This window comes from Pseudomonas arsenicoxydans (assembly GCF_900103875.1).
Taxonomy (GTDB): Bacteria; Pseudomonadota; Gammaproteobacteria; order Pseudomonadales; family Pseudomonadaceae; genus Aquipseudomonas; species Aquipseudomonas arsenicoxydans.
The window spans coordinates 3347165-3373135 of the sequence record NZ_LT629705.1 but is presented as its reverse complement, the minus strand read 5'-3'; the positions used below and the strand labels follow the sequence as shown (position 1 = coordinate 3373135).

Annotated in this window: 20 protein-coding genes and 5 tRNA genes; 8 read left to right on the top strand and 17 right to left on the bottom strand. The window is 59.6% G+C overall.

Going from position 1 to position 25971, the window contains the following annotated elements:
* Window positions 1-85 precede the first annotated feature (85 nt).
* Window positions 86-976 (top strand): LysR family transcriptional regulator, encoded by an 891-nt coding sequence (locus tag BLQ41_RS15725; RefSeq protein ID WP_090182271.1) that lies wholly within the window; start codon window positions 86-88, stop codon window positions 974-976.
* A 69-nt stretch (window positions 977-1045) separates the two neighbouring features.
* Window positions 1046-4324, top strand: a complete 3279-nt coding sequence (locus tag BLQ41_RS15720; protein WP_090182269.1) for a PAS domain S-box protein — start codon at window positions 1046-1048, stop codon at window positions 4322-4324.
* Between the two features lie 45 nt (window positions 4325-4369).
* On the opposite strand, the gene BLQ41_RS15715 is transcribed toward BLQ41_RS15720, so the two are convergent.
* The 10 genes from BLQ41_RS15715 to gltX form a co-directional block, all read right to left on the bottom strand.
* Window positions 4370-4816 (bottom strand): Hsp20 family protein, encoded by a 447-nt coding sequence (locus BLQ41_RS15715; RefSeq protein ID WP_090182268.1) that lies wholly within the window; start codon window positions 4814-4816, stop codon window positions 4370-4372.
* 130 nt (window positions 4817-4946) lie between these two features.
* On the bottom strand, window positions 4947-5906 hold the full coding sequence (locus tag BLQ41_RS15710; protein ID WP_090182267.1) for a tRNA dihydrouridine synthase: 960 nt from the start codon (window positions 5904-5906) through the stop codon (window positions 4947-4949).
* 162 nt (window positions 5907-6068) lie between these two features.
* A complete protein-coding gene (locus tag BLQ41_RS15705) occupies window positions 6069-6506 on the bottom strand; it encodes an acyl-CoA thioesterase (RefSeq protein ID WP_090182266.1) in 438 nt (145 codons plus the stop codon).
* Between the two features lie 48 nt (window positions 6507-6554).
* Complete coding sequence (locus tag BLQ41_RS15700; RefSeq protein ID WP_090182265.1) at window positions 6555-7388, bottom strand: alpha/beta fold hydrolase; 834 nt, start codon at window positions 7386-7388, stop codon at window positions 6555-6557.
* Window positions 7389-7418: 30 nt separating this feature from the next.
* Window positions 7419-7958 carry a TetR/AcrR family transcriptional regulator gene (locus BLQ41_RS15695; RefSeq protein ID WP_090182264.1) on the bottom strand — a complete coding sequence of 180 codons (540 nt, stop codon included), beginning with the start codon at window positions 7956-7958 and terminating at the stop codon, window positions 7419-7421.
* Between the two features lie 184 nt (window positions 7959-8142).
* A tRNA-Glu gene (locus BLQ41_RS15690) sits at window positions 8143-8218 on the bottom strand.
* 80 nt (window positions 8219-8298) lie between these two features.
* Window positions 8299-8374 (bottom strand) — tRNA-Ala (locus tag BLQ41_RS15685).
* Between the two features lie 53 nt (window positions 8375-8427).
* Window positions 8428-8503: transfer RNA gene (locus BLQ41_RS15680), tRNA-Glu, on the bottom strand.
* A 79-nt stretch (window positions 8504-8582) separates the two neighbouring features.
* Window positions 8583-8658 (bottom strand) — tRNA-Ala (locus BLQ41_RS15675).
* A gap of 190 nt (window positions 8659-8848) precedes the next feature.
* Window positions 8849-10330, bottom strand: coding sequence for a glutamate--tRNA ligase (gene gltX, locus BLQ41_RS15670; RefSeq protein WP_090182262.1), 1482 nt, complete (start codon window positions 10328-10330; stop codon window positions 8849-8851).
* A 220-nt stretch (window positions 10331-10550) separates the two neighbouring features.
* Between gltX and BLQ41_RS15665 the strand changes: the two genes are divergently transcribed.
* Together BLQ41_RS15665 and BLQ41_RS15660 are read left to right on the top strand one after the other, a co-directional pair.
* Window positions 10551-11600 (top strand): HlyD family secretion protein, encoded by a 1050-nt coding sequence (locus tag BLQ41_RS15665; RefSeq protein WP_090182261.1) that lies wholly within the window; start codon window positions 10551-10553, stop codon window positions 11598-11600.
* A 49-nt stretch (window positions 11601-11649) separates the two neighbouring features.
* The gene (locus BLQ41_RS15660) at window positions 11650-13140 is read left to right on the top strand and encodes an MDR family MFS transporter (protein ID WP_197678952.1); all 1491 of its coding nucleotides are present in this window, start codon (window positions 11650-11652) and stop codon (window positions 13138-13140) included.
* 44 nt (window positions 13141-13184) lie between these two features.
* Here the strand turns inward: BLQ41_RS15660 and uvrB are convergent, their stop codons facing one another.
* Window positions 13185-15200 (bottom strand): excinuclease ABC subunit UvrB, encoded by a 2016-nt coding sequence (gene uvrB / locus BLQ41_RS15655; RefSeq protein WP_090182258.1) that lies wholly within the window; start codon window positions 15198-15200, stop codon window positions 13185-13187.
* A 337-nt stretch (window positions 15201-15537) separates the two neighbouring features.
* On the opposite strand from uvrB, the gene BLQ41_RS15650 reads away from it, so the two are divergent.
* Both BLQ41_RS15650 and BLQ41_RS15645 read left to right on the top strand, forming a co-directional pair.
* A complete protein-coding gene (locus BLQ41_RS15650) occupies window positions 15538-16734 on the top strand; it encodes an amino acid aminotransferase (RefSeq protein WP_090182256.1) in 1197 nt (398 codons plus the stop codon).
* Between the two features lie 142 nt (window positions 16735-16876).
* Entirely contained in the window at window positions 16877-17077 is a 201-nt protein-coding gene (locus tag BLQ41_RS15645; RefSeq protein ID WP_090182254.1) for a hypothetical protein, read from the top strand.
* On the opposite strand, the gene BLQ41_RS15640 is transcribed toward BLQ41_RS15645, so the two are convergent.
* Window positions 17074-17304 carry a hypothetical protein gene (locus tag BLQ41_RS15640; RefSeq protein ID WP_090182253.1) on the bottom strand — a complete coding sequence of 77 codons (231 nt, stop codon included), beginning with the start codon at window positions 17302-17304 and terminating at the stop codon, window positions 17074-17076. The two genes, BLQ41_RS15645 and BLQ41_RS15640, sit on opposite strands and share 4 nt — an antisense overlap.
* Window positions 17305-17531: 227 nt before the next feature.
* Here BLQ41_RS15640 and BLQ41_RS15635 point away from each other — a divergent pair.
* Window positions 17532-17607: transfer RNA gene (locus tag BLQ41_RS15635), tRNA-Asn, on the top strand.
* Window positions 17608-17784: 177 nt separating this feature from the next.
* Here BLQ41_RS15635 and BLQ41_RS15630 read toward each other — a convergent pair.
* The 4 genes from BLQ41_RS15630 to BLQ41_RS15615 all read right to left on the bottom strand — a co-directional run bounded on the left by BLQ41_RS15630 (window position 17785) and on the right by BLQ41_RS15615 (window position 23960).
* Window positions 17785-19302: a nucleobase:cation symporter-2 family protein gene (locus BLQ41_RS15630; protein WP_090182251.1), complete on the bottom strand. Its 1518-nt coding sequence runs from the start codon at window positions 19300-19302 to the stop codon at window positions 17785-17787.
* A gap of 253 nt (window positions 19303-19555) precedes the next feature.
* Window positions 19556-20383: an arylamine N-acetyltransferase family protein gene (locus tag BLQ41_RS15625; RefSeq protein ID WP_090182250.1), complete on the bottom strand. Its 828-nt coding sequence runs from the start codon at window positions 20381-20383 to the stop codon at window positions 19556-19558.
* A 112-nt stretch (window positions 20384-20495) separates the two neighbouring features.
* Window positions 20496-21290, bottom strand: a complete 795-nt coding sequence (xth, locus tag BLQ41_RS15620) for an exodeoxyribonuclease III (RefSeq protein ID WP_090182248.1) — start codon at window positions 21288-21290, stop codon at window positions 20496-20498.
* Window positions 21291-21374: 84 nt separating this feature from the next.
* Window positions 21375-23960 carry a bifunctional diguanylate cyclase/phosphodiesterase gene (locus tag BLQ41_RS15615; RefSeq protein ID WP_090182246.1) on the bottom strand — a complete coding sequence of 862 codons (2586 nt, stop codon included), beginning with the start codon at window positions 23958-23960 and terminating at the stop codon, window positions 21375-21377.
* Window positions 23961-24156: 196 nt separating this feature from the next.
* On the opposite strand from BLQ41_RS15615, the gene BLQ41_RS15610 reads away from it, so the two are divergent.
* A complete protein-coding gene (locus BLQ41_RS15610) occupies window positions 24157-24468 on the top strand; it encodes a hypothetical protein (RefSeq protein WP_090182244.1) in 312 nt (103 codons plus the stop codon).
* 34 nt (window positions 24469-24502) lie between these two features.
* On the opposite strand, the gene BLQ41_RS15605 is transcribed toward BLQ41_RS15610, so the two are convergent.
* Window positions 24503-25909, bottom strand: a complete 1407-nt coding sequence (locus tag BLQ41_RS15605) for a DUF1254 domain-containing protein (protein WP_090182242.1) — start codon at window positions 25907-25909, stop codon at window positions 24503-24505.
* Window positions 25910-25971 lie beyond the last annotated feature (62 nt).

Sequence of the window (25971 nt, the reverse complement as noted above, 5' to 3'; positions counted from 1 at the left end):
GCTTGTGAGGTCGATCCTAGGGGGTTACATTAAATAACTCAAATTCATATTTTTTATGCTTTGGATAACCAACTGGAATACAGCAATGGACCTCGCCAACCTCAATGCCTTTATCGCGATTGCCGAGACCGGGAGCTTCTCAGGCGCCGGCGAACGCCTGCACCTGACGCAACCGGCGATCAGCAAGCGGATTGCCGGGCTGGAGCAGCAACTGAAGGTACGGCTGTTCGATCGGCTGGGCCGTGAAGTCGGCCTGACCGAGGCCGGACGCGCCCTGCTGCCGCGGGCTTATCAGATCCTCAACGTGCTCGATGACACGCGCCGCGCGCTGACCAACCTGACGGGCGAAGTCACCGGCCGCCTGACCCTGGCCACCAGTCACCACATCGGCCTGCACCGTCTGCCCCCCTTATTAAGGGAGTTCACCCGCCGCTACCCGCAAGTGGCGCTGGACATTCAGTTCCTCGATTCGGAAGTGGCCTACGAAGAAATCCTCCATGGGCGCGCGGAACTGGCGGTCATCACCCTGGCGCCCGAGCCTCATTCCCTGGTCAAAGCTACGCCGGTATGGGACGACCCGCTGGATTTCGTGGTCGCCCCGGAGCATTCGCTGATCAGCAACGGCGCCGTCAGCCTGGCGGATATCGCCCGGCACCCGGCCGTATTTCCCGGTGGAAACACCTTTACCCATCACATCGTCCAGCGTCTGTTCGAGGCCCAGGGATTGACGCCGAATATTGCCATGAGCACGAATTACCTCGAAACCATCAAAATGATGGTCTCGATCGGCTTGGCGTGGAGCGTTTTGCCGCGCACCATGCTCGACGATCAGGTTGCGCGAATACCTTTACCGGGCATACAACTGACTCGCCAGCTAGGCTATATCCTGCACACCGAACGGACGCTGTCGAATGCGGCACGGGCTTTCATGGCCCTGCTGGATGCACAAATCGATCTCCCAGGGACTCAAGGCTAACGTGTGCAATTGCCATAAAGCCGCGAACTCCTGTGCCTAACGCCCAATTCCGCCCAAGGCTTGCTGCCAATGCCCAAATCTGTTGACCGTATTCCGCCGATGCCGCGTATTCAGGCGCTAGACCCAAAACGATCCGAGCAGAGCTGGGAAAGTGCGCCGCAATTGCTGGCCGCCCTCAATGGCGCACGTCTGGGCGCCTGGTATTGGGACATCGAGCGCGGACAGATCAGCTGGTCGCGGGGCACTCAGGCGTTGTTCGGTTTCGATCCGCACCAACCATTACCGGCCGATCTGGAATACCTCGACTTGCTGCCGCCGGAGGATCGGGCGAAAACCATCCGGGCCTTCCATGCGGTGATCGCCGGAGCTCCGCTGGAGCAGGCGATGCATCACCGCATCCGCTGGCCCGATGGCAGCCTGCACTGGCTGGAAATCAATGGCAGTTTGCTGCCGGATAAACATGGACGGCCGCGAATGATCGGCGTGATCCGCGAAATCACCCACCAACGCCAGCGCGAACAGGCGCTGAGCAGCTCCGAAAAGCGCTTCGCCACGCTATTCCACCTCTGCCCGAACATGGTGTTGCTGACTCGCCAGGAAGATGGCCTGATTACCGAAGCCAACCAGTATTTCGAAAGTCTGTTTGGCTGGCCGGTGCAAGACGCCATTGGACGCACCACTGTCGAGCTGGGTCTCTGGGTACACCCGGAGCAACGGGACGTACTGGTCAAGGCGACCAAGGCCAAGGGCGAACTGACCAGCATGGAGGTGCAGTTTCGCGCCAGCAACGGCCAGATCCACGACGGCATCCTCAGCGCACAAAAAGTCGAACTCGAAGGCCAGCCGTACTTGCTGAGCACCTTTCTCGACACCACCGAACGCAAAGCCGCCGAACATGCCCTGAAGGACAGTCAGGAACGCCTCGACCTGGCCCTGGATTCGGCGCAACTCGGGACCTGGGACTGGCACATTCCCAGCGGCATGCTCTACGGCTCGGCCCGGGCCGCGCAACTGCACGGGCTGGACCCCATACCTTTTCATGAATCCTTCGAGGCGTTTTTCGAAGGCGTGCCCGGCGAAGAACGCGACAGCATGCGGGACGCCTACCGCAGCCTGCGTGAAGGCCCGGCGGGCAATTATCAACTGACCTACCGCGTGCAACTGGACGACGGCAGCTCACGCTATCTGGAAAGCCGCGCCCGGCTTTACCGTGATGAAAACGGCGCTCCGCTACGCATGGCCGGCACCTTGCTGGACATCACCGATCAGGTGGAGCGCGAGCAACGACTGGTAGCCTCCGAAGAGAAATTCGCCACGCTGTTCCAGGTCAGCCCGGACCCGATTTGCGTGACACGCCAGGACACCGGCCAGTTCATCGAGATCAACTCCAGCTTCACTCAGACATTCGGCTGGAGCGCCGCAGAAGTGATCGGTCGCAGCGCCGACGAAATCGGCCTGTGGGACGCTTCGGCAAAGAGCCTGCAACGGATTGAACAGGTCATCCGCGAACAGAGCCTGAACAACGTAGCCATCGTCGCTCAGCACAAAGATGGGCAATCCCTGACCTGCGTGATTTCCAGCCGACAGATCAGCGTCGGCGAACAACCGTGCATCGTCACGACGCTGCGCGACATCACCCAGCAGCAACGCTCCGAAGCGGCGCTGAAGGCCAGCGAGGAGAAGTTTGCCAAGGCGTTCCATTCAAGCCCCGATGCCATCACCATCACCGAGCGTGACACCGGGCGCTACCTGGAGGTCAACGACGGCTTCTGTCGCCTGACGGGCTATCGCGCCGATGAGGTGTTGGGCCGCACGGTGTATCAGGTCGGTATCTGGGCTCAAGAGAAACAACGTTCGGCGCTGCTGGCCGAGTTGCAGATCAAGGGCCGCGTACACCACCAGGAGATGATCGGCCGCAACAAGCGTGGCGAACTGCTGACCGTCGAAGTCTCGGTGGAGCCCATCACCCTCAACGAAACCGCGTGCCTGTTGCTGACCGCCCGGGACGTCAGCCTGCTGAAAAATGCCGAAGCGCAAATTCGTCACCTGGCGTACCACGACCCGCTGACCAACCTGCCGAACCGCGCGCTGCTGATGGATCGCCTGAGCCAGCAAATCGCCCTGCTCAAGCGGCATAACTTGCGCGGCGCGCTGCTGTTTCTCGACCTCGATCACTTCAAGCACATCAACGACTCACTCGGTCACCCGGTGGGCGATACCGTGTTGAAGATCATCACCGCGCGTCTTGAAGCCAGCGTGCGCATGGAGGACACGGTTGCGCGCCTGGGCGGCGATGAGTTCGTGGTGCTGCTCAGCGGCCTGGAAGGCTCGCGCAACGAGGTCAGCGCCCAGGTCCGGGAATTGGCGGACACCCTGCGCGAATTGCTGTCGGAGCCGATGTTCCTCGACGGCCAACGCCTGCAGGTGACACCGAGCATCGGTATCGCACTGATTCCCGACCACGGCTCGACACCGACCGACCTGCTCAAACGCGCCGACATCGCGCTTTACCGCGCCAAGGACTCGGGCCGCAATACCGCTCAGATGTATCACAACACCATGCAGAAGGCTGCCAGCGAACGCCTGCGCATGGAAACCGACCTGCGCCTGGCCCTTTCCCGTGGCGAGTTTGACGTGCATTACCAACCCCAGGTCGACGCCCGGGGGAACCGCATTGTCGGCGCCGAAGCACTGGTGCGCTGGAACCACCCGGAACTCGGTCCGCAATCGCCCGCCGAGTTCATCAAGGTGCTGGAAGACAGCGGACTGATTCTGGAAGTCGGCACCTGGATCCTTGACGAAGCCTGCGCCGCGTTCAAGCAACTGGTTGCCAAAGGCCTGGTCAATCCGCTCAGTTTCAGCCTGTGCGTCAACATCAGCCCGAGGCAATTCCGCCAGAACGATTTTGTCGAACGCATAGAGCACAGCCTCGGCAGCCACGGCCTACCCTGCTCGCTGCTGAAACTGGAAATCACCGAAGGCATCGTCATCCAGAATCTGGAGGACACCATCAACAAAATGCGCCGCCTGAAAAAACTCGGCGTGAGCTTTGCGATGGACGACTTCGGCACCGGTTACTCCTCGCTGACCTACCTCAAGCGGCTGCCGGTCGACACACTGAAAATCGATCAGTCGTTCATCCGTGACGCCACCACCGACCCCAACGACGCCGAAATCATCCGCGCGATTGTCGCCATGGCGCGCAGCCTGGAATTGAAGGTGATCGCCGAAGGCGTGGAAACAGCGGAGCAGCTGGAGTTTCTACAAGGGTTGGGCTGCCATTTTTACCAAGGGTATTTGCACAGCCGGCCGTTGCCGGTGGAGGAGTTTCAGAAGTTGCTGAAATGAAGACACAAAAAAGGGCGCCAATGGCGCCCTTTTCGTAGCTCCGACTCAGTGCTGCAAAGCCGGTTTTTCTGCCCCGTTGATCGGGATTCGTTTGGCTTTCGCCTCTTCCGGAATCACCCGCAACAGGTCGATGCTCAACAAACCGTTGCTCAGGCCGGCAGCCTTGATTTCGATATGGTCCGCCAGACGGAAGGACAGTTTGAAGGCGCGCTGTGCGATGCCCTGGTACAGATAGGTGACGTCTTCGTTTGCGTCACGCTTGCCACCACTGATGGTCAGCACACCTTTTTCCACTTGCAGGTCCAAGTCTTCTTCCTGGAACCCCGCGGCCGCTACGACGATACGGTATTGGTCGTCACCGTGTTTTTCCACGTTGTAGGGTGGGTAGGTGCTGCCTGGCTCATTGCGCAGGGCGGTTTCGAACAGGTCGTTAAAACGGTCGAAGCCCACCGAGGAACGGAACAGAGGCGCCATCGAAAATGCAGTACTCATGATTCAAATCTCCTGAAAACAGATCAGCAAGTTTTTTTGTCTCCGCGACCCGGATTCGGCATCGCGTAATCCTTAAATAAGGATCGCCGATTGCTTTTCAAGAGATTTTTTTCGGTTTTTTTAAAAAAATTTACGCCGCTTCGGACACCTGCAACCCCAGCAAACGCGAGACCTGGTCCAGCTCGGTTTCACGACGCAGGACGGTAAACAGCTCGACCGCTTCTGGATAATTGCGGGTCAGCATCGCCAGCCATTGCTTCAAGCGACCCGGCGATTGGCGTGGCGTCATCTGCGCCTTGGCTTGCAGCCAGAAGTCCTGGATCAGCGGCAGCAACTCGTTCCAGGTCATCTCAATGACCTCCTCACCAGCCCGCGCCGCCGCGATTTGCCGGGCCAGGTCCGGGCGAGAGACCAGGCCGCGACCGAGCATGATGTCTTCGACGCCGCTGATTTCGCGGCAACGGCGCCAGTCTTCGACGCTCCAGATGTCGCCGTTGGCGAAAACCGGCACCTTGACCACGTCCTGTACCCGGGGGATCCATTCCCAGTGCGCGGGCGGCTTGTAGCCATCGGTCTTGGTCCGCGCGTGAACCACGATGTGCGCCGCGCCGCCTTCGGCCAGGGCCGTGGCGCAGACCAGCGAGCCGTCCGGACTGTCGAAGCCCAGGCGCATCTTGGCGGTGACCGGAATGTGCGCCGGCACCGCGCGACGCACGTGTTCGACGATCTGGTTGAGCAGTTCAGGCTCTTTGAGCAACACGGCGCCGCCGCGCGATTTGTTGACGGTCTTGGCCGGGCAGCCGAAGTTCAAGTCGATGACCTCGGATCCCAACTCACACGCCAGCGCAGCGTTTTCCGCCAGACACACGGGGTCGGAGCCGAGCAACTGCACCCGCAACGGAACACCCGACGCGGTGCGCGCACCGGTCAACAGTTCCGGGCCGAACTTGTGGTAATAGGCAGGCGTAAGCAGTTGATCGTTGATCCGGATGAACTCGGTCACGCACCAATCGATACCGCCCACACGAGTCAGCACGTCCCGCAGGATGTTGTCGACCAACCCCTCCATGGGCGCCAAAGCAATTTGCATGAAAAACACACTCGACGAAAAACGTGCGGCAGTTTACAGGTTTTGCTCCTGTAGGAGCTGTCGAGTGAAACGAGGCCGCGATCCTTTGATCTTGATCCTTACAAAAGCAAGATCAAAGGATCGCGGCCTCGTTTCACTCGACAGCTCCTACAAAGGGAGGGTTCAGGCTGGGATTTGCAAGGCCGGGCCGTAGCCTTCGATGAACTCGGCCGGCATGCGCTTGGGCTTGCCAGTGGACAATTCGATGCAGACAAAAGTGGTTTGCGCCCGCAGCAGCGTAGTGTTGTCGCTGGGGCGCTTCAACTGGAAGTGTCGGGTCATTTTCAGGCGTTGGTCCCAGTCGACGATCCAGGTCGCCAATTGCAACTCATCGCCTTCATAGGCCGCGGCCAGGTAATCGATTTCATGCCGCACCACCGCCATCGCCCGGTCCAGCCGACGATACTCGACCAGGTCCAGGCCCAGACGCTGCGAATGGCGCCAGGCGCAGCGTTCGAGCCAGGTCACGTACACCGCGTTATTGGCGTGACCCAGCCCGTCGATGTCTTCGGCGCCGACTTCCAGATCAATGATAAATGGCGTTGCCCGATCCCAGCCCATGCCCCACTCCCGGTCAGATGATGTTGACCGGGGCAGTGTAACGGATGCTTACGCCGATTGGCGCGATTGCAGACTGCGACCGGCCAGCAATGACAGCACGCCGTCAATCACTCGGGGATCCGCCAGCACGCGCTGATGGCCGCCCTCTTCCAGGCGCAACAGCCGACTGTCGAACCAGGCTTCATTGATCAACTGGGCTTCTTTGACCGAGACCAATTTGTCATCTTCGGCATGAACGATCAGGCCCGGCATGTCGAGTTGATAATGGGCGACGTCCAATGCTGCAGCACGCATACCGACGTCTCTCTCGACCTGACGAATGAACGCAGAGCGCGCCTTGGGCGGCAGCCGCACATAGTGGGCGAAACCCCGTAACACACCAAGAATCCGCGCTGGCGCGGCAATCGTCACCAGGGTTTCGGTACGCAGGCCCAACTGAACGGCGAGCATGGCACTCGCCCCGCCCATGGAGTGACCGATGACCGCTTGCAATGGTGGCAATTCAGCGGCTGCTTCGAGCATGGCCCTGGCAAATAGCACCACGTTGGCCTCACGACCAGGGGATCGGCCGTGCGCCGGACCGTCCAGCGCAACCACGGAGTAACCGGCATCGACCAGCGCGGTGATAAGGCTTGCGAACTGCGTCGGCCGGCCCTCCCAGCCGTGCATCAGCAATACCGCCGGCCCTTGCCCCCAGCGCAGCGCGGAGAGGCCGAAGCGCAGAGTGATTCGTTCGGATCTTGCCAGCAGCGGCAGCTCCCAATCACGTGGTGGCAGTTCTCGCGGCGTCATGAACGCCAGTCGCATCTTGCTCGCGACCAATTTCGGAGCAAACCAGCCCAAGGTGCCATTAACGCCACGAACCCACTTCAACGTGCTCATCGCTCTCACTCCCCAGGCCTTGCCTTCAGGTCATAGCACCGCCGATTTGGCGGCGCGCAGCAATCGATCAGACAACTCTCCTGGCCCCAGCGCCCGCGCCAGAGCCAGACCACCGACCATCAAGGCCATGTCGGCCAAGGCTTTGTCGGTGTCTTCCGGGCTGGCCGCCAACTGCGCGACCATCATTTCAACGTGCTCATTCAACGCCACACGAAACTCGTCCGGCAGACGCCCCAACTCGCCAACAGACGCCGGGATCGGGCAGGCTGACTCAGAGGAGTCACGGTGTTTGCGCGACAAATAGAACGCCGCCACTAACGCTCGGCGCTCTTCGCCGGTCAGTTGGGAGTCCATCTCTGCGATCAAGCCACGGCGATGACCGAGCAGTTGCTTGAATGCTTCCAGCATCATCGCGTCCTTGCTTTCGAAGTGCGCATAGAAGCCACCAACCGTCAGGCCGGCTGCACCCATCACTTCGCCCACGCTCGGTTCGGCCGGGCCACGCTGAATCAGCGCTGCACTGGCGGCCTTGAGGATGCGTTCGCGGGTTTGAGCTTTTTTATCGTTCATCGTTGCCTCCGAATATTACGACTAGAATATTATTCTCATAATAATTTTCCGCAAGTCGTGGATGTGACCGCTGGTCTGAAGAACAGTTTGAAAGAAACGGGGGGATTTGGCCAAACGCCAGACAAACAAAAGGGCCATTCAATAATTGAATGACCCTTATAAAATCCCGCAGAGCGGGTAATCGTGGCGTCCCCTAGGGGACTCGAACCCCTGTTACCGCCGTGAAAGGGCGGTGTCCTAGGCCACTAGACGAAGGGGACGCAAAACCTTCTATACAACTGATCAGTGCTGAGAGCTGATCGATTCAAGGCCGGTGTGGCCAGACCTTGAACTGTAAAATTGGTGGAGCTAAGCGGGATCGAACCGCTGACCTCCTGCATGCCATGCAGGCGCTCTCCCAGCTGAGCTATAGCCCCGGATTTTTCGCCTCGCGGCGGAGCGACATCTTGCAACATCGCTTCTGTAAAACTGGCGTCCCCTAGGGGACTCGAACCCCTGTTACCGCCGTGAAAGGGCGGTGTCCTAGGCCACTAGACGAAGGGGACGCAAACCCTTCTATACAACAGATCAACGCTGAGTGTTGATCGCTTCAAGGCCGGTGTGGCCAGACCTTGAAGTGTAAATTGGTGGAGCTAGACGGGATCGAACCGTCGACCTCTTGCATGCCATGCAAGCGCTCTCCCAGCTGAGCTATAGCCCCTCATCGCTGAGGACGGGGCGAATCTTAATGGCGCATCGGAAACGTGTCAAATTTATTTTCAACAATTTCCAAAGTTTTTTGCCGACATAACAATCACTTACCGCCCTCCCCCCGAAAAACCGGGGGTGTCGCCGAAGGCAGGATCAAAAGATCACGGCCTCCGGCAGCTCCTTCACGGGATCAAATGCTCTCAGGCGATGTTGCCCAAGAGTTTTTCCCACTCCTTGTTTTCCTTTTTCGACACGCCGCCCAGCAGGTCGATCGCTTGGCGCAGACGGAAACGGGTCAGGTCCGGACCGAGGATCTCCATCGCATCGAGTACCGACACAGAGCTGGCCTGGCCGGTGATCGCGGCGAACATCAGCGGCATGGCGTCACGCAGCTTCAATTCCAGCGACTCGACCACCGCCTGAATCGTCGCGGTGATGCTGTCTTTCTCCCACTGACGCAGGCTTTCCAGCTTCCACAGGATCAACTGCATCAACTGACGCACCTGATCGCCCGACAGCTTCTTGGACTCGAACAGTTTGGCATCCGGGTTCACGCCACCGGCGAAGAAGAAACCGGCCAGCGGTGCAACCTGGCTGAAGGTTTCTACCCGGCCCTGCACGTGCGGTGCGATTTTCATCATGTATTCTGGGTTCAGCGCCCAGGTTTTCAGGCGCGAAGCGAATTCTTCCACCGGCAAATCACGCAGCCACTGGCCGTTGAGCCACGACAGTTTCTCGATGTCGAAAATCGGCCCGCCGAGGGACACACGGCTCAGGTCGAAGTGGTCGACCATTTCCTGCAGCGAGAACTTCTCACGCTCGTCCGGCATCGACCAGCCCATGCGGCCCAGGTAATTGAGCATCGCTTCGGGCATGAAGCCCATGCGCTCGTAGAACGTCACCGACGTCGGGTTCTTGCGCTTGGACAGCTTGCTCTTGTCCGGGTTACGCAGCAGCGGCATGTAGCACAGCTGCGGTTGTTCCCAGCCGAAGTACTCGTACAGCAGGATCAGCTTCGGCGCAGACGGCAACCATTCTTCGCCGCGCAGGACGTGGGTGATGCCCATCAGGTGGTCGTCGACCACGTTGGCCAGGAAGTACGTCGGCAGGCCGTCGGTCTTCATCAACACTTGCATGTCCATGCGATCCCACGGGATTTCGACGTCGCCACGCAACATGTCCGGGACCACGCACACGCCTTCGCTCGGCACCTTCATGCGGATCACATGCGGCTCGCCAGCGGCCAGGCGGCGCGCGACTTCTTCTTTGGACAGCAACAGCGCACGGCCGTCGTAACGCGGGGTTTCGCCGCGCGCCATTTGCTCGGCACGCATCTGGTCCAGCTCTTCGGCGGTGCAGAAGCACGGGAAGGCATGGCCCATTTCGACCAGTTGCTGGCAGTACTTCTGATAGATGTCGCCGCGCTCGCTCTGACGATACGGACCGTGCGGGCCGCCGACATCCGGGCCTTCGCTCCAGTCGATACCCAACCAGCGCAGAGCGTCGAAAATCTGTTGTTCGGACTCGCGGGTCGAACGCAATTGGTCGGTGTCTTCGATCCGCAGGATGAACTCACCGCCGTGCTGCTTGGCAAAGCAGTAGTTGAACAAAGCGATGTAAGCGGTACCTACGTGGGGGTCCCCGGTAGGCGATGGCGCGATGCGAGTGCGGACGGTGGTCATGGCAAGTCTCGAAATGAAGATAAAACAAAGGGCGAATGGTAACAGGCGATACCCGCCCGGCTCCAGTCAGCAGGGCATTTAAGCCAACGTTGCGTCTACAACGGGCCTGAGCCGCGATGAATGATCGATTATCAGCCGATGGCATTTACCCACTATCGCCTGTATGCCAAATTCGCCTGCTGATAACTTCCCTTACAATTTCTCGACTACAGTCTGCCCCATGCCTGCCCAACTCAAGCGCCGCCTATTTATTTTCCTGTTGATCGTCCTGCTGATTGCCGGGGGCTTTTTCGCCCAATGGTTCTTCAAGGGACGGTTTTATGAGAGCACCGACAACGCCTATGTCCAAGGCGAAATCACCCGTGTCTCGAGCCAATTGGGAGCGCGCATCGAGCAGGTGTTGGTGCAGGACAACCAGCACGTCGAGAAAGGCCAACTGCTGATCAAGCTCGAAGGCGATGACTTCCACCTCGCCGTCGATCGCGCCAACGCGACCCTCGCCACCCGTCAGGCCGAACGCCTGCAAGCCCAGAGCAAACTGACCCAGCAAGCCAGCCTGATCGCTGCCAGCGAAGCGCAAGTGGCTTCCAGCCAGGCGAGCCTGGGCCGTTCGCAGATCGACTTGTCCCGGGCGCAGACCTTGCGCAAACCCGGCTACGTGTCGGAAGAACGGGTCACCACCCTCTCCGCCGACACTCACATCGCCCGCTCACAAGTGACCAAGGCTCAGGCGGATGCGCAAAGCCAGCGCCAGCAAGTCAACTCCCTGAGCGCCGAGATCAAGCGCCTCGACGCCATGATCGCCAACGCCAAGACCGACCTCGCCCAAGCCGAACTGAACCTGACCCGCAGCGAAATCCACGCGCCCATCAGCGGCCTGATCGGCCAGCGCGCGGCTCGCGAAGGCCAGTACGTGCAGGCTGGCGCGTATCTGTTGTCGATCGTCCCGGATCAGGACATCTGGATTCAGGCCAATTTCAAGGAAACCCAGATTGGCCACATGCAGCCAGGGCAGAAAGCCAGGCTGACCTTCGACGCCTACAGCGACACGCCGATCGAAGCGCGAGTCGACAGCCTGTTCGCCGCCTCGGGGGCGCAGTTCAGCCTGTTGCCGCCCGACAATGCCACGGGCAACTTCACCAAAGTCGTACAACGGATTCCGGTCAAACTGACATTCGCTGCCGACAATCCGCTGCGCGGCAAGATTCGCCCCGGGATGTCGGTCACCGTCAAAGTGAACATCAAAGACGCCCCTGACGATGGCCGGTGATCAACTGATCCGTCCGGACGGCGAACCGACCCGGCGGGACTGGATCGCGGTGATGAGCGTGATGCTCGGCGCCTTCATGGCCGTGCTCGACATCCAGATCACCAACTCGTCGCTCAAGGACATTCAAGGCGCGTTGTCGGCGACGCTGGAAGAAGGCTCGTGGATTTCCACTTCGTACCTTGTCGCGGAAATCATCATGATCCCGCTGACCGCGTGGCTGGTGCAGTTGCTCTCGGCACGACGCCTGGCGGTCTGGGTCTCGCTCGGCTTTCTTGCCGCCTCCCTGCTCTGCTCCATGGCCTGGAGCCTGGAGAGCATGATCATCTTCCGCGCCTTGCAGGGGTTCACCGGTGGCGCGCTGATTCCGCTGGCGTTCACCCTCACGCTGATCAAACTCCCGGAACACCACCGCGCCAAAGGCATGGCGATGTTCGCCATGACCGCGACGTTCGCCCCCTCTATCGGCCCGACACTGGGTGGCTGGCTGACCGAGAACTGGGGCTGGGAATACATCTTCTACATCAACATACCGCCGGGCCTGATCATGATCGCGGGCCTGATGTACGGCCTGGAGAAGAAAGAAGCGCATTGGGAATTGCTCAAAAGCACCGACTACATGGGCATCCTTACGCTCGGCGTCGGCCTCGGCTGTTTACAGGTGTTTCTGGAGGAAGGCCACCGCAAGGACTGGCTGGAGTCGAACCTGATCGTGACCCTTGGCAGCATTGCGCTGGTGAGCTTGATCACGTTTGTGATCGTGCAATTTTCCAAACCCAATCCGCTGATCAACCTCGGCATCCTGGGCAATCGAAACTTTGGTTTGTCGAGTATTTCCAGTGTCGGCATGGGCGTCGGGTTGTACGGCTCAATCTATTTGCTGCCGCTGTACCTGGCGCAGATCCAGAACTACAACGCCCTGCAAATAGGCGAAGTGATCATGTGGATGGGCGTGCCGCAGCTGTTTCTGATTCCGCTGGTGCCGAAGCTGATGAAGATTATTTCGCCGAAATGGCTGTGCACCCTGGGCTTCGGACTGTTCGGGTTGGCGAGTTTTTCATCGGGGGCGTTGAACCCGGACTTTGCCGGGCCGCAGTTCAATCAGATCCAGATCATCCGGGCGCTGGGTCAGCCGCTGATCATGGTGACCATCTCGTTGATCGCCACGGCGTACATCCTGCCGCAGGACGCGGGGTCGGCCTCGAGCCTGTTCAACATCCTGCGCAACCTCGGCGGCGCCATCGGTATCGCCCTCCTCGCGACTTTGCTGGATGCGCGAACCAAGACCTACTTTGATTATCTGCGTGAATCGATCGTCCCGAGCAACCCGCAAGTGGCGGAGCGGATGGCGTCGATGACTGACCGGTTTGGCAGTGAGACGGCAGCGCTGGGCAAGCTGAGTGAGATCGCCCATCAGCAGGCGTCGATCATGGCGTACAACGATGCGTTTCATTTTGTCGGGATTGCGCTGGGGATCAGCATGATCGCGGTGTTGCTGACCAAGAAATTGCCGGCGGGGTTGAAGGCTGGCGAGGCGCACTAGTCACCGCCGATCGTTCCCACGCAGAGCGTGGGAACGATCACCTATCAAACAGTGATCAACCGCTCCCGCAACTTGCCAATCTCATCACGCATCTGCGCCGCCGCTTCAAATTCCAGATCCCGCGCCAAGGCGTACATCTTCTCTTCCAAACCTTTAATGCGCTTGGCGATTTCACCCGGCGAACGCAATTCGGCCTCGTACTTGGCACTCTCCTCGGCAGCCTTGGCCATGCCTTTGCGCTTCTTGCTGCGCGAGCCCGGCACGGTGGCGCCTTCCATGATATCGGCAACGTCCTTGAACACGCCTTTGGGGGTGATGCCGTTGGCCAGGTTAAAGGCGATCTGTTTGTCGCGGCGACGCTCGGTCTCGCCAATCGCCCGCTCCATGGAACCGGTGATGCGATCCGCGTACAGAATCGCCCGTCCATTAAGGTTGCGCGCCGCACGGCCAATGGTCTGGATCAGCGAACGCTCGGAACGCAGGAAGCCTTCTTTGTCCGCATCAAGAATGGCCACCAGCGACACTTCCGGCATGTCCAGGCCTTCACGCAGCAGGTTGATCCCCACCAGTACGTCGAAGGTGCCCAGACGCAGATCGCGGATGATTTCGACCCGCTCCACGGTGTCGATGTCCGAGTGCAGGTAACGCACGCGCACGCCGTGGTCGGCCAGGTAATCGGTCAAGTCTTCGGACATGCGCTTGGTCAGCGTGGTGACCAGCACCCGCTCTTCCAGCGCCACTCGTTTGCCAATCTCGGAGAGTAAATCGTCGACCTGGGTCAATGCCGGGCGGATTTCGATTTGCGGGTCCACCAGACCGGTCGGACGGACCAGTTGCTCGACCACACGTCCGGCATGTTCCGCCTCGTAGTTGCCCGGCGTTGCCGAAACAAAAATGGTCTGCGGGCTGATGCTTTCGAACTCGTCGAAACGCATTGGGCGGTTATCCAGCGCGGATGGCAGGCGGAAGCCGTACTCGACCAGGGTTTCTTTACGCGAGCGGTCGCCCTTATACATGGCGCCGACCTGCGGCACGCTGACGTGGGATTCGTCGATCACCAGCAAGGCATCGGCCGGCAGGTAGTCGAACAAGGTGGGTGGCGCCTGGCCGGACTCACGGCCCGACAGGTAGCGCGAATAGTTTTCGATGCCGTTGCAATAACCAAGCTCGAGGATCATTTCCAGGTCGAAACGGGTGCGCTGCTCCAGACGCTGGGCTTCCACCAGTTTGTTGTTGGAGCGCAGGTAGTCCAGACGCTCCTGCAGCTCGACCTTGATACCTTCCACAGCGCCGAGCAGGGTTTCTCGCGGCGTCACGTAGTGGCTTTTCGGGTAGAACGTGAAACGCGGCAGCTTGCGGATGACCTCGCCGGTCAGCGGATCGAAAGCAGACAAGCTTTCGACTTCGTCATCGAACAGCTCGATGCGGATCGCTTCGAAATCGGATTCGGCCGGGTGAATGTCGATTACATCGCCGCGCACCCGGAAGGTCGCCCGGGCAAATTCCATGTCGTTGCGGGTGTATTGCAGGTCCGCCAGGCGTCGTAGCAAGGCGCGCTGATCGAGCTTGTCGCCGCGATCCACGTGCAAAACCATTTTCAAATAGGTTTCCGGGCTGCCCAAGCCGTAGATGCACGACACCGTGGTGACGATGATCGCGTCTTTACGCTCCAGCAAGGCTTTGGTCGCCGACAGCCGCATCTGCTCGATGTGGTCGTTGATCGACGCATCTTTCTCGATAAAGGTGTCCGACGACGGCACATACGCTTCCGGCTGGTAGTAGTCGTAATAGGAAACGAAATACTCGACGGCGTTGTTCGGGAAGAACGCCTTGAACTCGCCGTACAACTGCGCAGCCAGGGTCTTGTTCGGCGCCAGCACCAGAGTCGGACGCTGAACTTGCGCGATCACATTGGCGATGCTGAATGTCTTGCCTGAGCCGGTCACACCGAGCAAGGTCTGGTGCGCCAGCCCGGCTTCAATGCCCTCGACCATCAGGCGAATGGCTTCCGGCTGGTCGCCGGCGGGCTCGAAGCGGGTGACTAGCTGGAATTCAGACATGAAATACCTCTGATATCGCGCCAGCGCGGTCAAACCGGCAGCAACGAGAAAGGCCGCAAACGACTGACGTCGCCCGAGGAAAAAACTGGATTGTGCTCAATGTGGAGCCGAATGCCTTCGCTTTCAAGGCAAACGTCCTACATCGCGTAAAGACTTTGACGATGCCATTCGACTAACGGTCGAAAAATAATCGGAAAAACTTAACTTAAAAGCCGAATCGTCTGTCGCCTTCAATCGCAGATGGCCTCTATACTAGCTCCCCGTTTGTGCACCGCTCTAGTGCATTCGGCTGGAGCGCGACACGTCCCTCCACTCTCCATTCAGAGCCGCCGCAAAAATGAGCCTGTTCTCCGCTGTCGAAATGGCACCACGCGATCCAATCCTGGGCCTCAACGAAGCATTCAACGCCGATACACGCACCACCAAGGTCAACCTGGGGGTCGGTGTTTACTGCAACGAGGAGGGGCGAATTCCACTCCTGCGCGCCGTTGTCGAAGCCGAGACGATTCGCGTCGCTCAGCACGCTTCCCGTGGCTACTTGCCCATCGACGGCATTGCCGCCTATGACCAGGCCGTTCAAAAACTGCTGTTTGGCAATGATTCGCCGCTGATCGATGCTGGCCGCGTCATCACCACCCAGGCCGTTGGCGGTACGGGCGCCCTGAAAATCGGTGCCGATTTCCTCAAGCAACTGCTGCCGAACGCCGTCGTGGCCATCAGTGACCCTAGCTGGGAAAACCACCGCGCCCTGTTCGAAACCGCCGGTTTCCCGGTGCAGAACTATCGCTACTACGACGCCGCGACCCATGACGTTAACCGCACCGGCCTGCTCGAAGACCTGAACGCCCTGCCGTCCGGCTCGATCGTTGTGCTGCACGCGTGCTGCCACAACCCGACCGGCGTGGACTTGAGCCCGGCGGACTGGAACAACGTTCTGCAAGTGGTTAAAGCCAAAGGTCACGTGCCATTCCTCGACATGGCCTACCAGGGCTTTGGCGACGGCATCGACGAAGACGCGGCGGCCGTGCGCCTGTTCGCTGAATCGGGCCTGACCTTCTTCGTCTCCAGCTCGTTCTCCAAATCCTTCTCGCTGTACGGCGAGCGCGTTGGCGCCCTGTCGATCGTCAGCGAATCGAAAGAAGAAAGCGCGCGCGTGCTGTCGCAAGTCAAACGCGTGATCCGCACCAACTACTCCAACCCGCCGACCCACGGTGCAAGCATCGTCGCTGCCGTGCTCAACAGCCCGGTACTGCGCGCACAGTGGGAAGAAGAACTGGCCGAAATGCGTCTGCGGATTCGCGGCATGCGCACCCAGATGGTCGACCTGCTGGCGAAAAACGCACCACAGCGTGATTTCAGCTTCGTCGGTCGTCAGCGCGGCATGTTCTCCTACTCCGGCCTGACCGTTGAGCAAGTCACCCGCTTGCGCAACGAGTTCGGCATCTACGCCCTGGACACCGGCCGCATCTGCGTGGCTGCGTTGAACCAGAGCAACATTGATGCAGTGACCAAGGCCATCGTTGCGGTGATCTGAGTGGTTGCGTGATATGAAAAACGGGAAGCCAAGTGGCTTCCCGTTTTTTATTGTTCGCAGATAATTCTCGGTAACTGGAACGAGACCTTTAAACTGCTCCCACAGATATTGTGTACACCCGAGAATTCTTCAGAGAACCCACATGAAAAACGATGACCTACGCGCCGACCGTGACGAGCTGGACGATTTCGTCCCTCGCACCCCGGCCAAACGCGGTAACAACCTGGTGTTGCAAGTGGCCGCTGGCGTATTTCTCGGCGGCCTGGCGCTGTGGCTGGTGCAGCTGGGCGCTACGATGCTGTACGCCAAACTGATGCTCGCCACAGTGACGTTCGGCGGTTAAGCCAGTTCGCCGGCACGCTGACTGGCAGCGTCGTCATAGGCGACGTAGAGCGATTCGGCAACCTGACTCTTGATGGCTTTGGCGCTTTCCAGACCAAGTACAAAACCTTCAGCCTTGCCGCCTGCACGATTCAAATCGTCTGCGGTGCTGGCCTGGGTGATTGCATCGAACAGTTTCTCGGCGTGCGGGCCGACACCTTTGGGCAGGCTGATCTGAGCGATGCTCATGCGAACACCCCGTTGATTTGAGAGGAGAGGATTGGGTGATTCATGGCGCGTACCTTTTCGGCGAATGGCCGGCAGCGCGTGTAACCACTTCCGGGCGGCCATGGTAGACCTCTGAGGCGATTCTGGTAACCGCCCACGGTCGATAAACCACCGTCCGTCCCCATGAACCTGTCATGTTCTACACAGACGCTTGACTTCTCTTTTTGAATCAGTAACATACACGCCATTCCGCGATAGCTCAGTTGGTAGAGCAAGTGACTGTTAATCACTGGGTCCCTGGTTCGAGTCCAGGTCGTGGAGCCAGACAGCAAAATCGAAAAGCCCCTGAATCGAAAGGTTCAGGGGCTTTTTTGTGGCCAAAAGATCGCAGCCTCGTTTCACTCGACAGCTCCTACAGGGGATCGCGTAAACCTGTAGGAGCTGTCGAGTGAAACGAGGCTGCGATCTTTTGATCTACTCGCTTTTCAAGCAATACAACAATCAGACATGCTCACTGCTTTTGGCATGAGCCGCTCGATGCTCACCCGACTCATGCCCCGCCTCCACCACCGGAATCTCATTCCCGTCACAGTCACGCAGTTTGCCTTCGCTGAAATAATCTCCTTCGCGCAACGCCGCCAGATCCTGATAACGCAAAACGCGTTCAGTGCCGGCCGCGAACACCGACTGCTGATCGGAGTTGCCGGCAGTCAGGTGGTTGAAGGTCAGGTTGAGCACGATGGCCATGATTGCCGAGGAGCTGATGCCCGAGTGGAAGATCGTGGCGAACCAGCTTGGGAAGTGGTCGTAGAAGTTCGGTGCGGCGATCGGGATCATGCCGAAACCGATGGAGGTGGCGACGATGATCAGGTTGACGTTGTTGCGGTAATCGACCTTGGACAGCGTACGAATACCGCTGGCCGCCACGGTGCCGAACAGCACGATGCCAGCGCCGCCAAGGACAGACGTCGGCACCGCGGCAATAACCCGGCCCATGAAGGGCAGCAAACCAAGGATCACCAGGAACAAGCCGCCGGTGGCGACCACAAAGCGGCTCTTGATACCGGTGACGGCTACCAGCCCGACGTTCTGGGCGAAGGCGCTCTGGGTGAAGGAGCCGAAGATCGGCGCGATCATGCTCGATAGCATGTCGGCGCGCAGACCGTTGCCCAAGCGCTTGGAGTCGACCTTGGTGCCGATGATTTCACCGACCGCCAGGATGTCCGCCGAGGTCTCCACCAGGGTCACCATGACCACGATGCACATCGACAGGATCGCGGCGAAGTGGAACGTCGGTATGCCGAAGTGGAACGGCGTCGGGAAGCCGAACATCGGGCCTTGCGTGACCGACGAGAAGTCCGCCATGCCGAGGAACACCGCGATGACGGTGCCGATCACCATTGCCAGCAGGATCGACAATCGGGAGATGGTCGCGCTGCCGATCTTGCTCAGCAGCAGAACCAGCACCAGCGTAACCGCCGCCAGACCAATGTTAGCCATGCTGCCGAAGTCCGGGGCATGGCTGTTGCCGCCCATGGCCCAGCGAGCGGCCACTGGCATCAGCGTCAGGCCGATGGTGGTGATCACAATGCCCGTGACCAGCGGCGGGAAGAACTTGGTGATTCGCGAGAACACCGGCGTGATCAGCAACCCGATCAACGACGCGGCAATCACCGCCCCGAGAATCGACTGGAACCCGCCCTCCCCGCCACTGCTGACGATCGCCACCATCGTCGCGACGCCCGAGAAAGACACGCCCTGCACCAGCGGCAACTGACAACCGAAAAACGGTAACCCGAGGGTTTGCAGCAATGTCGCCAAGCCCCCCGCAAACAATGAAGCAGCAATCAACAAACCGATGTCCGCCGGCGAAAGCCCGGCTGCCTGACCAATGATCAATGGGACTGCGACGATGCCGCCATACATGGTCAGAACGTGTTGCAGGCCGTAAGCCATATTCGCGCCGACCCCGAGGTTTTCGTCCTCGGGCCGTTGGTGTGAAACATGGGGCGTTTTCATGGTTGGGGGGTTCCCTGGTTTTTTGTTATGCGCACACTGTATGCAAGACTCAGGACAAATGTCCATAGAGTTGTATACAACTGACCGGTCAGATTATGGACATGTGTCCACACGGCCCTCTACCTGTGCGGCCTCCCCCACGTAAAAATTTTTGAAATACATCATTCCTCTGCCCGCTCCCCTGCCCGCTAGTCTTCAGAATTCAAAGCGACCGGCGGCACGGAAGATTCTCTCGTTGTGTGCAATTAGACGCCTATGCCGCGGCGATCAATCGCCCAAGCACCTGTTTCAAGCCCGCATGCTCCGGCAGCAGAATGCCGAACTCACGCTCAAGCACCTCAATCAACTCCTCGACATCCGCCACCTGCCGCCGCTCGCTCTCGGCACCCACTCGATGGATCGCAAAACTGCCATTGTTCAACGTGCGCCTCCAACCCTCACCAGTTCGCGCGACCATCAGTTGCCTGGCAAACAAGGAGTCGGGATGGGTCGAGACGTACCAGTTGCCTAGGGCGTAATCGATGTCTTCCTGGCGTTGCAGGTCGAAAATGTACATCGCCCGCCATTCGCCGCCGACATTGGCGCGCAAGGTGTAGCCGTCTTCATGGCGCTCGACGCGATACGGTTCGTGTGGCGTGCGTTGTTCGGCATTGGTGTCGAGCACCAGCGGTGCGGTCGGCACCATCCCGCCGAAACCCACATCGGTGATGTAGCGCACGCCGTCCAGCGTGACCAGGCTCAAGCGATGTGTGCGGGCGGTCCAGGCGCCTTCGGGCTGCCCCATGACCACGCGACCGGTGATGCCGCGCGCCTCGAAACCCAGTTCCTGGAGCAAGGCCAGGAACGCATTGTTGAGCTCGTAGCAATAACCGCCGCGCCCCGCGTGCAGAATTTTCTGCTCGATGGATGGCAGATCGATGAGCACCGGATCGCCTGACAGCGTGGTGAGGTTTTCGAACGGGAAGGCACCGGTGTGGCGCAGCTGAAGTAGGCGCAGGGTCTCCAGGGTTGGCGCCGGTGGCGCGTCGAAGCCCAGGCGTTGCAGGTATAACGCACGGTTGGTCAGGCGTGGCTCGCTCATTGCTCAGTCCTTATGCATCGGGCCGCGGATCTCTCCGCCGATGGGCGCCATGTATAAGGGATAAAGCGGCCCGACTGACAATTGATTTAGCCAATCGCCTGGCTCATTGAAATCAACGCCGCTTGCGCGAACCCAGTCGAATCCATGTCGGTGCGTGATCGCTGGCGTGCGGTTCGTTGCGCACCCACGCGTCCACACCGGCCTCTTGCAGATAAGGACTCAACGCCGGGTTAAGCAGCAGGTGATCGATGCGCAGTCCGGAGTTTGTCTGCCAGTGCTGCCTGAAATAATCCCAGAAGGTGTAAAGCCGATCCTCTGGATACAGATGACGCAGGGAATCGGTCCAGCCCTGTTCCAGCAAGCGCTGGTAACACTCGCGACTTTCCGGTTGCAGCAAGGCGTCCTTAAGCCATGAGCGCGGGTTGTAGATGTCCAGGTCGGTGGGCACGACGTTGTAGTCACCGGCCAGCACCACCGGATGGTCGCTGCTCTGGAGGTCCTTGGCATAGGCGATCAGCCGTTCGAACCACGCCAGTTTGTAATCGAACTTGGGCCCCGGCTGTGGATTGCCGTTAGGCAAATACAGGCAACCCACCAAAATCCCATGCACCGCAGCCTCCAAGTAGCGGCTATGGGTATCGGTGTCATCCCCCGGCAGACCACGCCGACTCTCCAAAGGCTGGGCACCACGCGCCAGAATCGCCACCCCGTTCCACGACGACTGGCCTTGCCAGATGGCACCGTAACCTGCCGCTTCAAGTTCGGCGGCAGGGAATGCGCTGTCGACCGATTTGAGTTCCTGCAAACAGGCAATGTCCGGTTTTTCTCGTTCAAGCCAGGCAAGCAAGTTGGGCAAGCGGGCACGCATGCCGTTGACGTTGAAGGTGGCGATTTTCAGGTTCTTCATGGTCCCGGGCTCGTAACGGATTGACGGTATCCAGTTGTGACCGGGGCGCGTCGTGGCAGTTGCCACGACACACCAGGCAGGCGACTAAAGGTGTGAGTCCTGTGTCGGATAGTCGTCTTGCGAAGCCTTGAGCAACGGCAACAGCGCCTGTTTTTCCATCGGCCGACTGAGGTAGAAACCCTGCACCTCGTGGCACTCGTCAGAGATCAGGAAGTCCAGTTGCTCCAGTGTTTCGACCCCCTCTGCAGTCACGGTCAGGCCCATCGCCTTGCCCAGATTGATGATCGCCTGCACCACGGCACGGTCATTACCGGCGCCCCCCATGGAGGAAATGAAACGCTTGTCGATCTTGATCCCGTCGAACGGGTATGTGCGCAAGTAACCCAGCGACGAATAGCCGGTGCCGAAGTCGTCCATGTTCAGCCGCACGCCCAATTCTTTCAGTGCGTTCATGGTCGCCAGGGCGCCATCGACATCATTGAGCATGACGTTTTCGGTGATCTCCAGTTCCAGCCGACTGGCCGGCAACCGGCTGTGGATCAATGCCTCCCTGACATCCTCCACCACGTCACTGCGAATAAACTGCACGGGAGACAGATTGACCGACACCATCAGCTCACCCGGCCAGCTCAGTGCCGTCTCGCAAGCTTCGCGCAGCACCCAGCGTCCCAACGGCACGATCAGATCGGTTTGCTCCGCCAATGGAATGAACGTATCGGGCGCCAGCAAACCCTGCACCGGATGCTGCCAGCGCAACAACGCTTCGACCGAGACAATCTGCTTGCCATCAACGTGATAACGCGGCTGATAGTGCATCACGAACTCGTTGTTCTTGATCGCCTGGCGCAAGTCGTTTTCCAGTTTGCGTCGATGCTGGATCTGATCGTTCATGTGCGGCGCAAAGTAGCACCAGGTTTTCTTGCCGTCGGATTTGGCCTGATACAGCGCAATGTCGGCACACCGGATCAGCTCTTCCGGCATGTGCCCCTGACGCCTGCTCAAGGCGATCCCGATACTCGCGCCGATGTGCAGCGTGTGATGGTCATAGTGGATCGGCTGTTGCAGGCTCTCGAGAACACGCTCGCAGATCCGGTCGATTTCCGTGTGGCTGTCCATGCCATTGAGCACCAGCACAAACTCGTCACCGCCCAGTCGGGCGACCAGATCGATATCCCGCGTGCACTCACGCAAGCGCGCGGCAACCTCCAGCAGTACTGCATCGCCGGCCGGGTGGCCGAGGGAATCATTGATCGGCTTGAAGTTGTCCAGGTCGATCATTAACAGCGTCAACGCCGCCGAATGCTCCTTGAGCACCAATGCCTCTTCGAGGTAACGCGCCAGCTTGTTGCGATTGGGCAGGCCAGTCAGGGCATCGTGCAACGACAAGTGCTGGATTTGCGCGTGGGCGGCCACTTCATCGGTGATGTCACTGGCCGTCCCGCGATAACCCACTACGGTGCCTTTGTTATGGATCGGGCGGGCCGACACCCGGCAGATGCGCTGCTGCCCGGATTGATCACGATAGGAACAACGCAGGTGACTGACGTTGTGTTCTTCATTGAGCCTGTTCAGCCACAGTGACAAGGACGTGGTATCACAAAATAGCAATTGCTCGATGTCTTGCCCCAGCCATTGCTGCTCGGAATACCCGGTGACGGCACCGAAGCGCCCGGACAGGTACGTGATGTGATGCCTGTCGTCGATTTCCCAGATCCAGTCGGAAGCCGCCTCGGCCACCGCGCGAAAACGTTCTTCACTGGCCTCCAGCGCCTGGTTCGACAGGTCGAGGTTGATGTAGCTGGCATCCACGTGGCCGGACGCGCGCAACACATAGCGGAAGAAATAGACCGTCAACAACGCAAGGATCAGTAAGGCGCCACCCAACGGTGGCAGCAGCGACCAGAGTAGTTGATGGCCTGGCCGTTCGAGCCGGGACACCAGGCTGAAACCGGTGCCCGTGAGTGCCACTGCAGGCTGACCGGGAACGAGGGTGTTGTCAGCTGCAAGGCTCAAGTCATGCAAACCGTAATCGGTGCTCAAGTCATTGAGCTTTTGAGGGCTCAATTGATCGACGAACACCAGCACCGAGGTGCTGTGGGGATCGACCGCTGGCCGCTCGTCATTGGGGGTGATCGCGGCAGCCGTCAACAACGCGGGCTGGCCTTCGAACATCGTGAACTGGCAGACCGGAACGAGCAGGCTCTCCTGCGCCTGCACGACCTTGATCAGCTCCGCCATCGATGTCGACACTAAGGCTGCAGCGTCATCGTGCGATTGAACGCCGCGCACCACCGCGTATTTGGTCCGCTGAGGGTCGACCACCAGGACAGCGTCGTAATGGTCCGTGGTGAACAGGGTTTTACCCATGTTCTGCTCGGTATACGCCCACTGCACATCGACCTCACCGTTCAGGTGATCGTAGGCGGTTGTCCAGGTGGCGTAACTGGCGACGTAGTTTTTCGAGGCGGAGATGCGGTTTTCCAGCGCACGCTGGGTGTAGAAAGTAGTCTTGGCCAGGTCCTGGGCATCGAGCCGGCCGGCAATGTTGAACAGTGCAACCAGGGCAATCAGCACCCCGAGGACAAATACCAGCCCGACGGCCCAGACCAGGTTACGTGTGATCGGGGTATGGCGCGCAGGGGCGGCAGTGGTAACGGCAGTCATTTCCATGCACAAATCCTGTCAATCGATTGCCTGATCCGGTGCATGACAGGCAAGCGTCCATTGACCATAGCAGTCCTCCTTGGTCACTGCCTTTGAGGTGTCAGTGAAAGCTGTTTTCGACCACTCGTCATCCAGCCAACACCCACCACCCTCCCCGGCACACCATCATCAGGTAACGACTCATACTGGGAGGCGTGCCCCGATGAACATCAAAATCACCTCGCTGCTGTTGATCGGTTTGCTGTGTGCGGCAACCGGGGCTGCTTATGCAGTCTCCGGCAACGGCGCTGACGCGACCGGAATCCAGTCCGGCGCAACTCGCGGCTCGTCGGTGCCGCCCGACAACACTCCAGGCTCACCGGCATCCGGCAGCAGCGCAGGCAGTGGCACCGGCACGTCTGCCGGCGCCAGCGGTTCAGGGTCCGGCGCGGGCGGTGGCACGGGGGCTGCCGGCGGCGGGACCGGGGGCGCCGGAGGTGGCACTGGCAGCTGGACGCATAAAAGCAGCCCATGATGAACATCGTGGGCTGCTTTTTTACGCGCGGTATTTACAGGCGCTTGATGGGAGGTGGCTCCCATTTGCCATTGAGCGCTTCAGGCTTGGGCCCATATAGGCGCATGGTCAGGTTGAACGGGCCTTTGGGCGCGGGAAGCCAATTGGCTTCAAGTTCCTTTCCCGGGCTTTCGTTCTGGAAGTAGATATCCAGCGATCCATCCGCGTTGGCCTTGAACGGCATCCAGCTACTGACCGCAAAACGGTTGAGCTCATTGCCGACCTGGAAACCTTCAGGGTCGTACAAGGTGATCGACCAGAACGCATTGACCGGCGGCGCTTCGCCTTTGTTGAAATGCAGCACGTACCGGTTAGCCCCTTCGAGCGGCTTGCCGGTGTCGTCGCCCATGTTCAACGGATAAATCGCATCCTCGGGCAAGTTCGCGCCCAGCCCCACTTGTGCAACGATCGCGCGCTTGAGGTAGTAGTTGCCATAGACCCCCATCGTGTCGGTGTTCATCGACCAACCGTTGACCACCCGCGCAAGGGTTGCGACCTTCCACTTCATCAACGCCTGGGCCTCCTCGGGCACCGTTTGAAGCGCTGCTTTTACGTCGGGATCGAGCGCATCGATATTGAACGGCTTGCCGGCTTCGATACCGATGCGCTGCATCTGCGCCAGGATCGGTTGATCGGTGATGTGAGGTGGATGGACCTTGAGCAACGCGGCGGCGTAGGTGAAGTAATTGGCTGCCGACATCGTATCGACCTGAATCTTCGGCGGCGTTTTCATGTCCACCGTCGGGTCGATGACCACCTTGACCGGCTCGGCTTTTTTGCCCATTTGCGACAACGGGGTCACGGTGTAGCCCGCCTGGATTTTATGCACCGCGTCGTAGTCCGCTGCCCCGTCGGTCTTGGTGCGACCAATGACCCAGACGAAGGGCGTGGGCGCCGGCAATTGATTCAATCCGGGCGGCACCATTCCAGTCCATCCCGGCGGTGTCACCAGGAACTGACTGGCCTCGGTGCCAGTCGTGCGCCAACCCGGCGAGGCGAACACATCGCTCCACATGTCGAGCATCGGCAGCAGGTAAAACCGCCCGGCGGTGTCCGGTGCGCTGATCACCAGCGGCTCCTTGGTCAAGTCGAGCCACGCGATGGAATACAGCGTGTCGAAGTTCGGCCGCACCACGCCCTTGAAATTGGCGGGCGGGTACTGCGGCACACTCACAAACATGTTCATCGGGCCTTTACCGAACTCCTTGCCGGGTTCGATATTGGTGAACTGCTTGCGGGTGATGTCCATGGTCAACAGCGGGTAAAAATACAGGTAGGCATCAACACCGATGGTGTGAGCCTCTGCAGGTGTGATTTTCGATTGAGCCTGGCTGGCCAATGGGAAGACGGCGCAGGCGGCAAGGCTTAGAGCAACAGCTGTCAATGTTTGAGTGATCAACATGTTGGCAATCGTCCGTGCTGTGGGGAGATCCGCCGGGCTCGGCAGAGCTACCGCAACTCTAG

Coding starts and splice junctions, on each gene's coding strand:
- gltX (WP_090182262.1), bottom strand. CDS start 10,330: ATGACCACCGTCCGCACTCGCATCGCGCCATCGCCTACCGGGGACCCC.
- BLQ41_RS15605 (WP_090182242.1), bottom strand. CDS start 25,909: ATGTTGATCACTCAAACATTGACAGCTGTTGCTCTAAGCCTTGCCGCC.
- uvrB (WP_090182258.1), bottom strand. CDS start 15,200: ATGTCTGAATTCCAGCTAGTCACCCGCTTCGAGCCCGCCGGCGACCAG.
- BLQ41_RS15720 (WP_090182269.1), top strand. CDS start 1,046: ATGCCCAAATCTGTTGACCGTATTCCGCCGATGCCGCGTATTCAGGCG.
- BLQ41_RS15625 (WP_090182250.1), bottom strand. CDS start 20,383: ATGAGCGAGCCACGCCTGACCAACCGTGCGTTATACCTGCAACGCCTG.
- BLQ41_RS15665 (WP_090182261.1), top strand. CDS start 10,551: ATGCCTGCCCAACTCAAGCGCCGCCTATTTATTTTCCTGTTGATCGTC.
- BLQ41_RS15715 (WP_090182268.1), bottom strand. CDS start 4,816: ATGAGTACTGCATTTTCGATGGCGCCTCTGTTCCGTTCCTCGGTGGGC.
- BLQ41_RS15695 (WP_090182264.1), bottom strand. CDS start 7,958: ATGAACGATAAAAAAGCTCAAACCCGCGAACGCATCCTCAAGGCCGCC.
- BLQ41_RS15700 (WP_090182265.1), bottom strand. CDS start 7,388: ATGAGCACGTTGAAGTGGGTTCGTGGCGTTAATGGCACCTTGGGCTGG.
- BLQ41_RS15650 (WP_090182256.1), top strand. CDS start 15,538: ATGAGCCTGTTCTCCGCTGTCGAAATGGCACCACGCGATCCAATCCTG.
- BLQ41_RS15630 (WP_090182251.1), bottom strand. CDS start 19,302: ATGAAAACGCCCCATGTTTCACACCAACGGCCCGAGGACGAAAACCTC.
- BLQ41_RS15705 (WP_090182266.1), bottom strand. CDS start 6,506: ATGGGCTGGGATCGGGCAACGCCATTTATCATTGATCTGGAAGTCGGC.
- BLQ41_RS15610 (WP_090182244.1), top strand. CDS start 24,157: ATGAACATCAAAATCACCTCGCTGCTGTTGATCGGTTTGCTGTGTGCG.
- BLQ41_RS15710 (WP_090182267.1), bottom strand. CDS start 5,906: ATGCAAATTGCTTTGGCGCCCATGGAGGGGTTGGTCGACAACATCCTG.
- BLQ41_RS15725 (WP_090182271.1), top strand. CDS start 86: ATGGACCTCGCCAACCTCAATGCCTTTATCGCGATTGCCGAGACCGGG.
- xth (WP_090182248.1), bottom strand. CDS start 21,290: ATGAAGAACCTGAAAATCGCCACCTTCAACGTCAACGGCATGCGTGCC.
- BLQ41_RS15640 (WP_090182253.1), bottom strand. CDS start 17,304: ATGAGCATCGCTCAGATCAGCCTGCCCAAAGGTGTCGGCCCGCACGCC.
- BLQ41_RS15645 (WP_090182254.1), top strand. CDS start 16,877: ATGAAAAACGATGACCTACGCGCCGACCGTGACGAGCTGGACGATTTC.
- BLQ41_RS15615 (WP_090182246.1), bottom strand. CDS start 23,960: ATGGAAATGACTGCCGTTACCACTGCCGCCCCTGCGCGCCATACCCCG.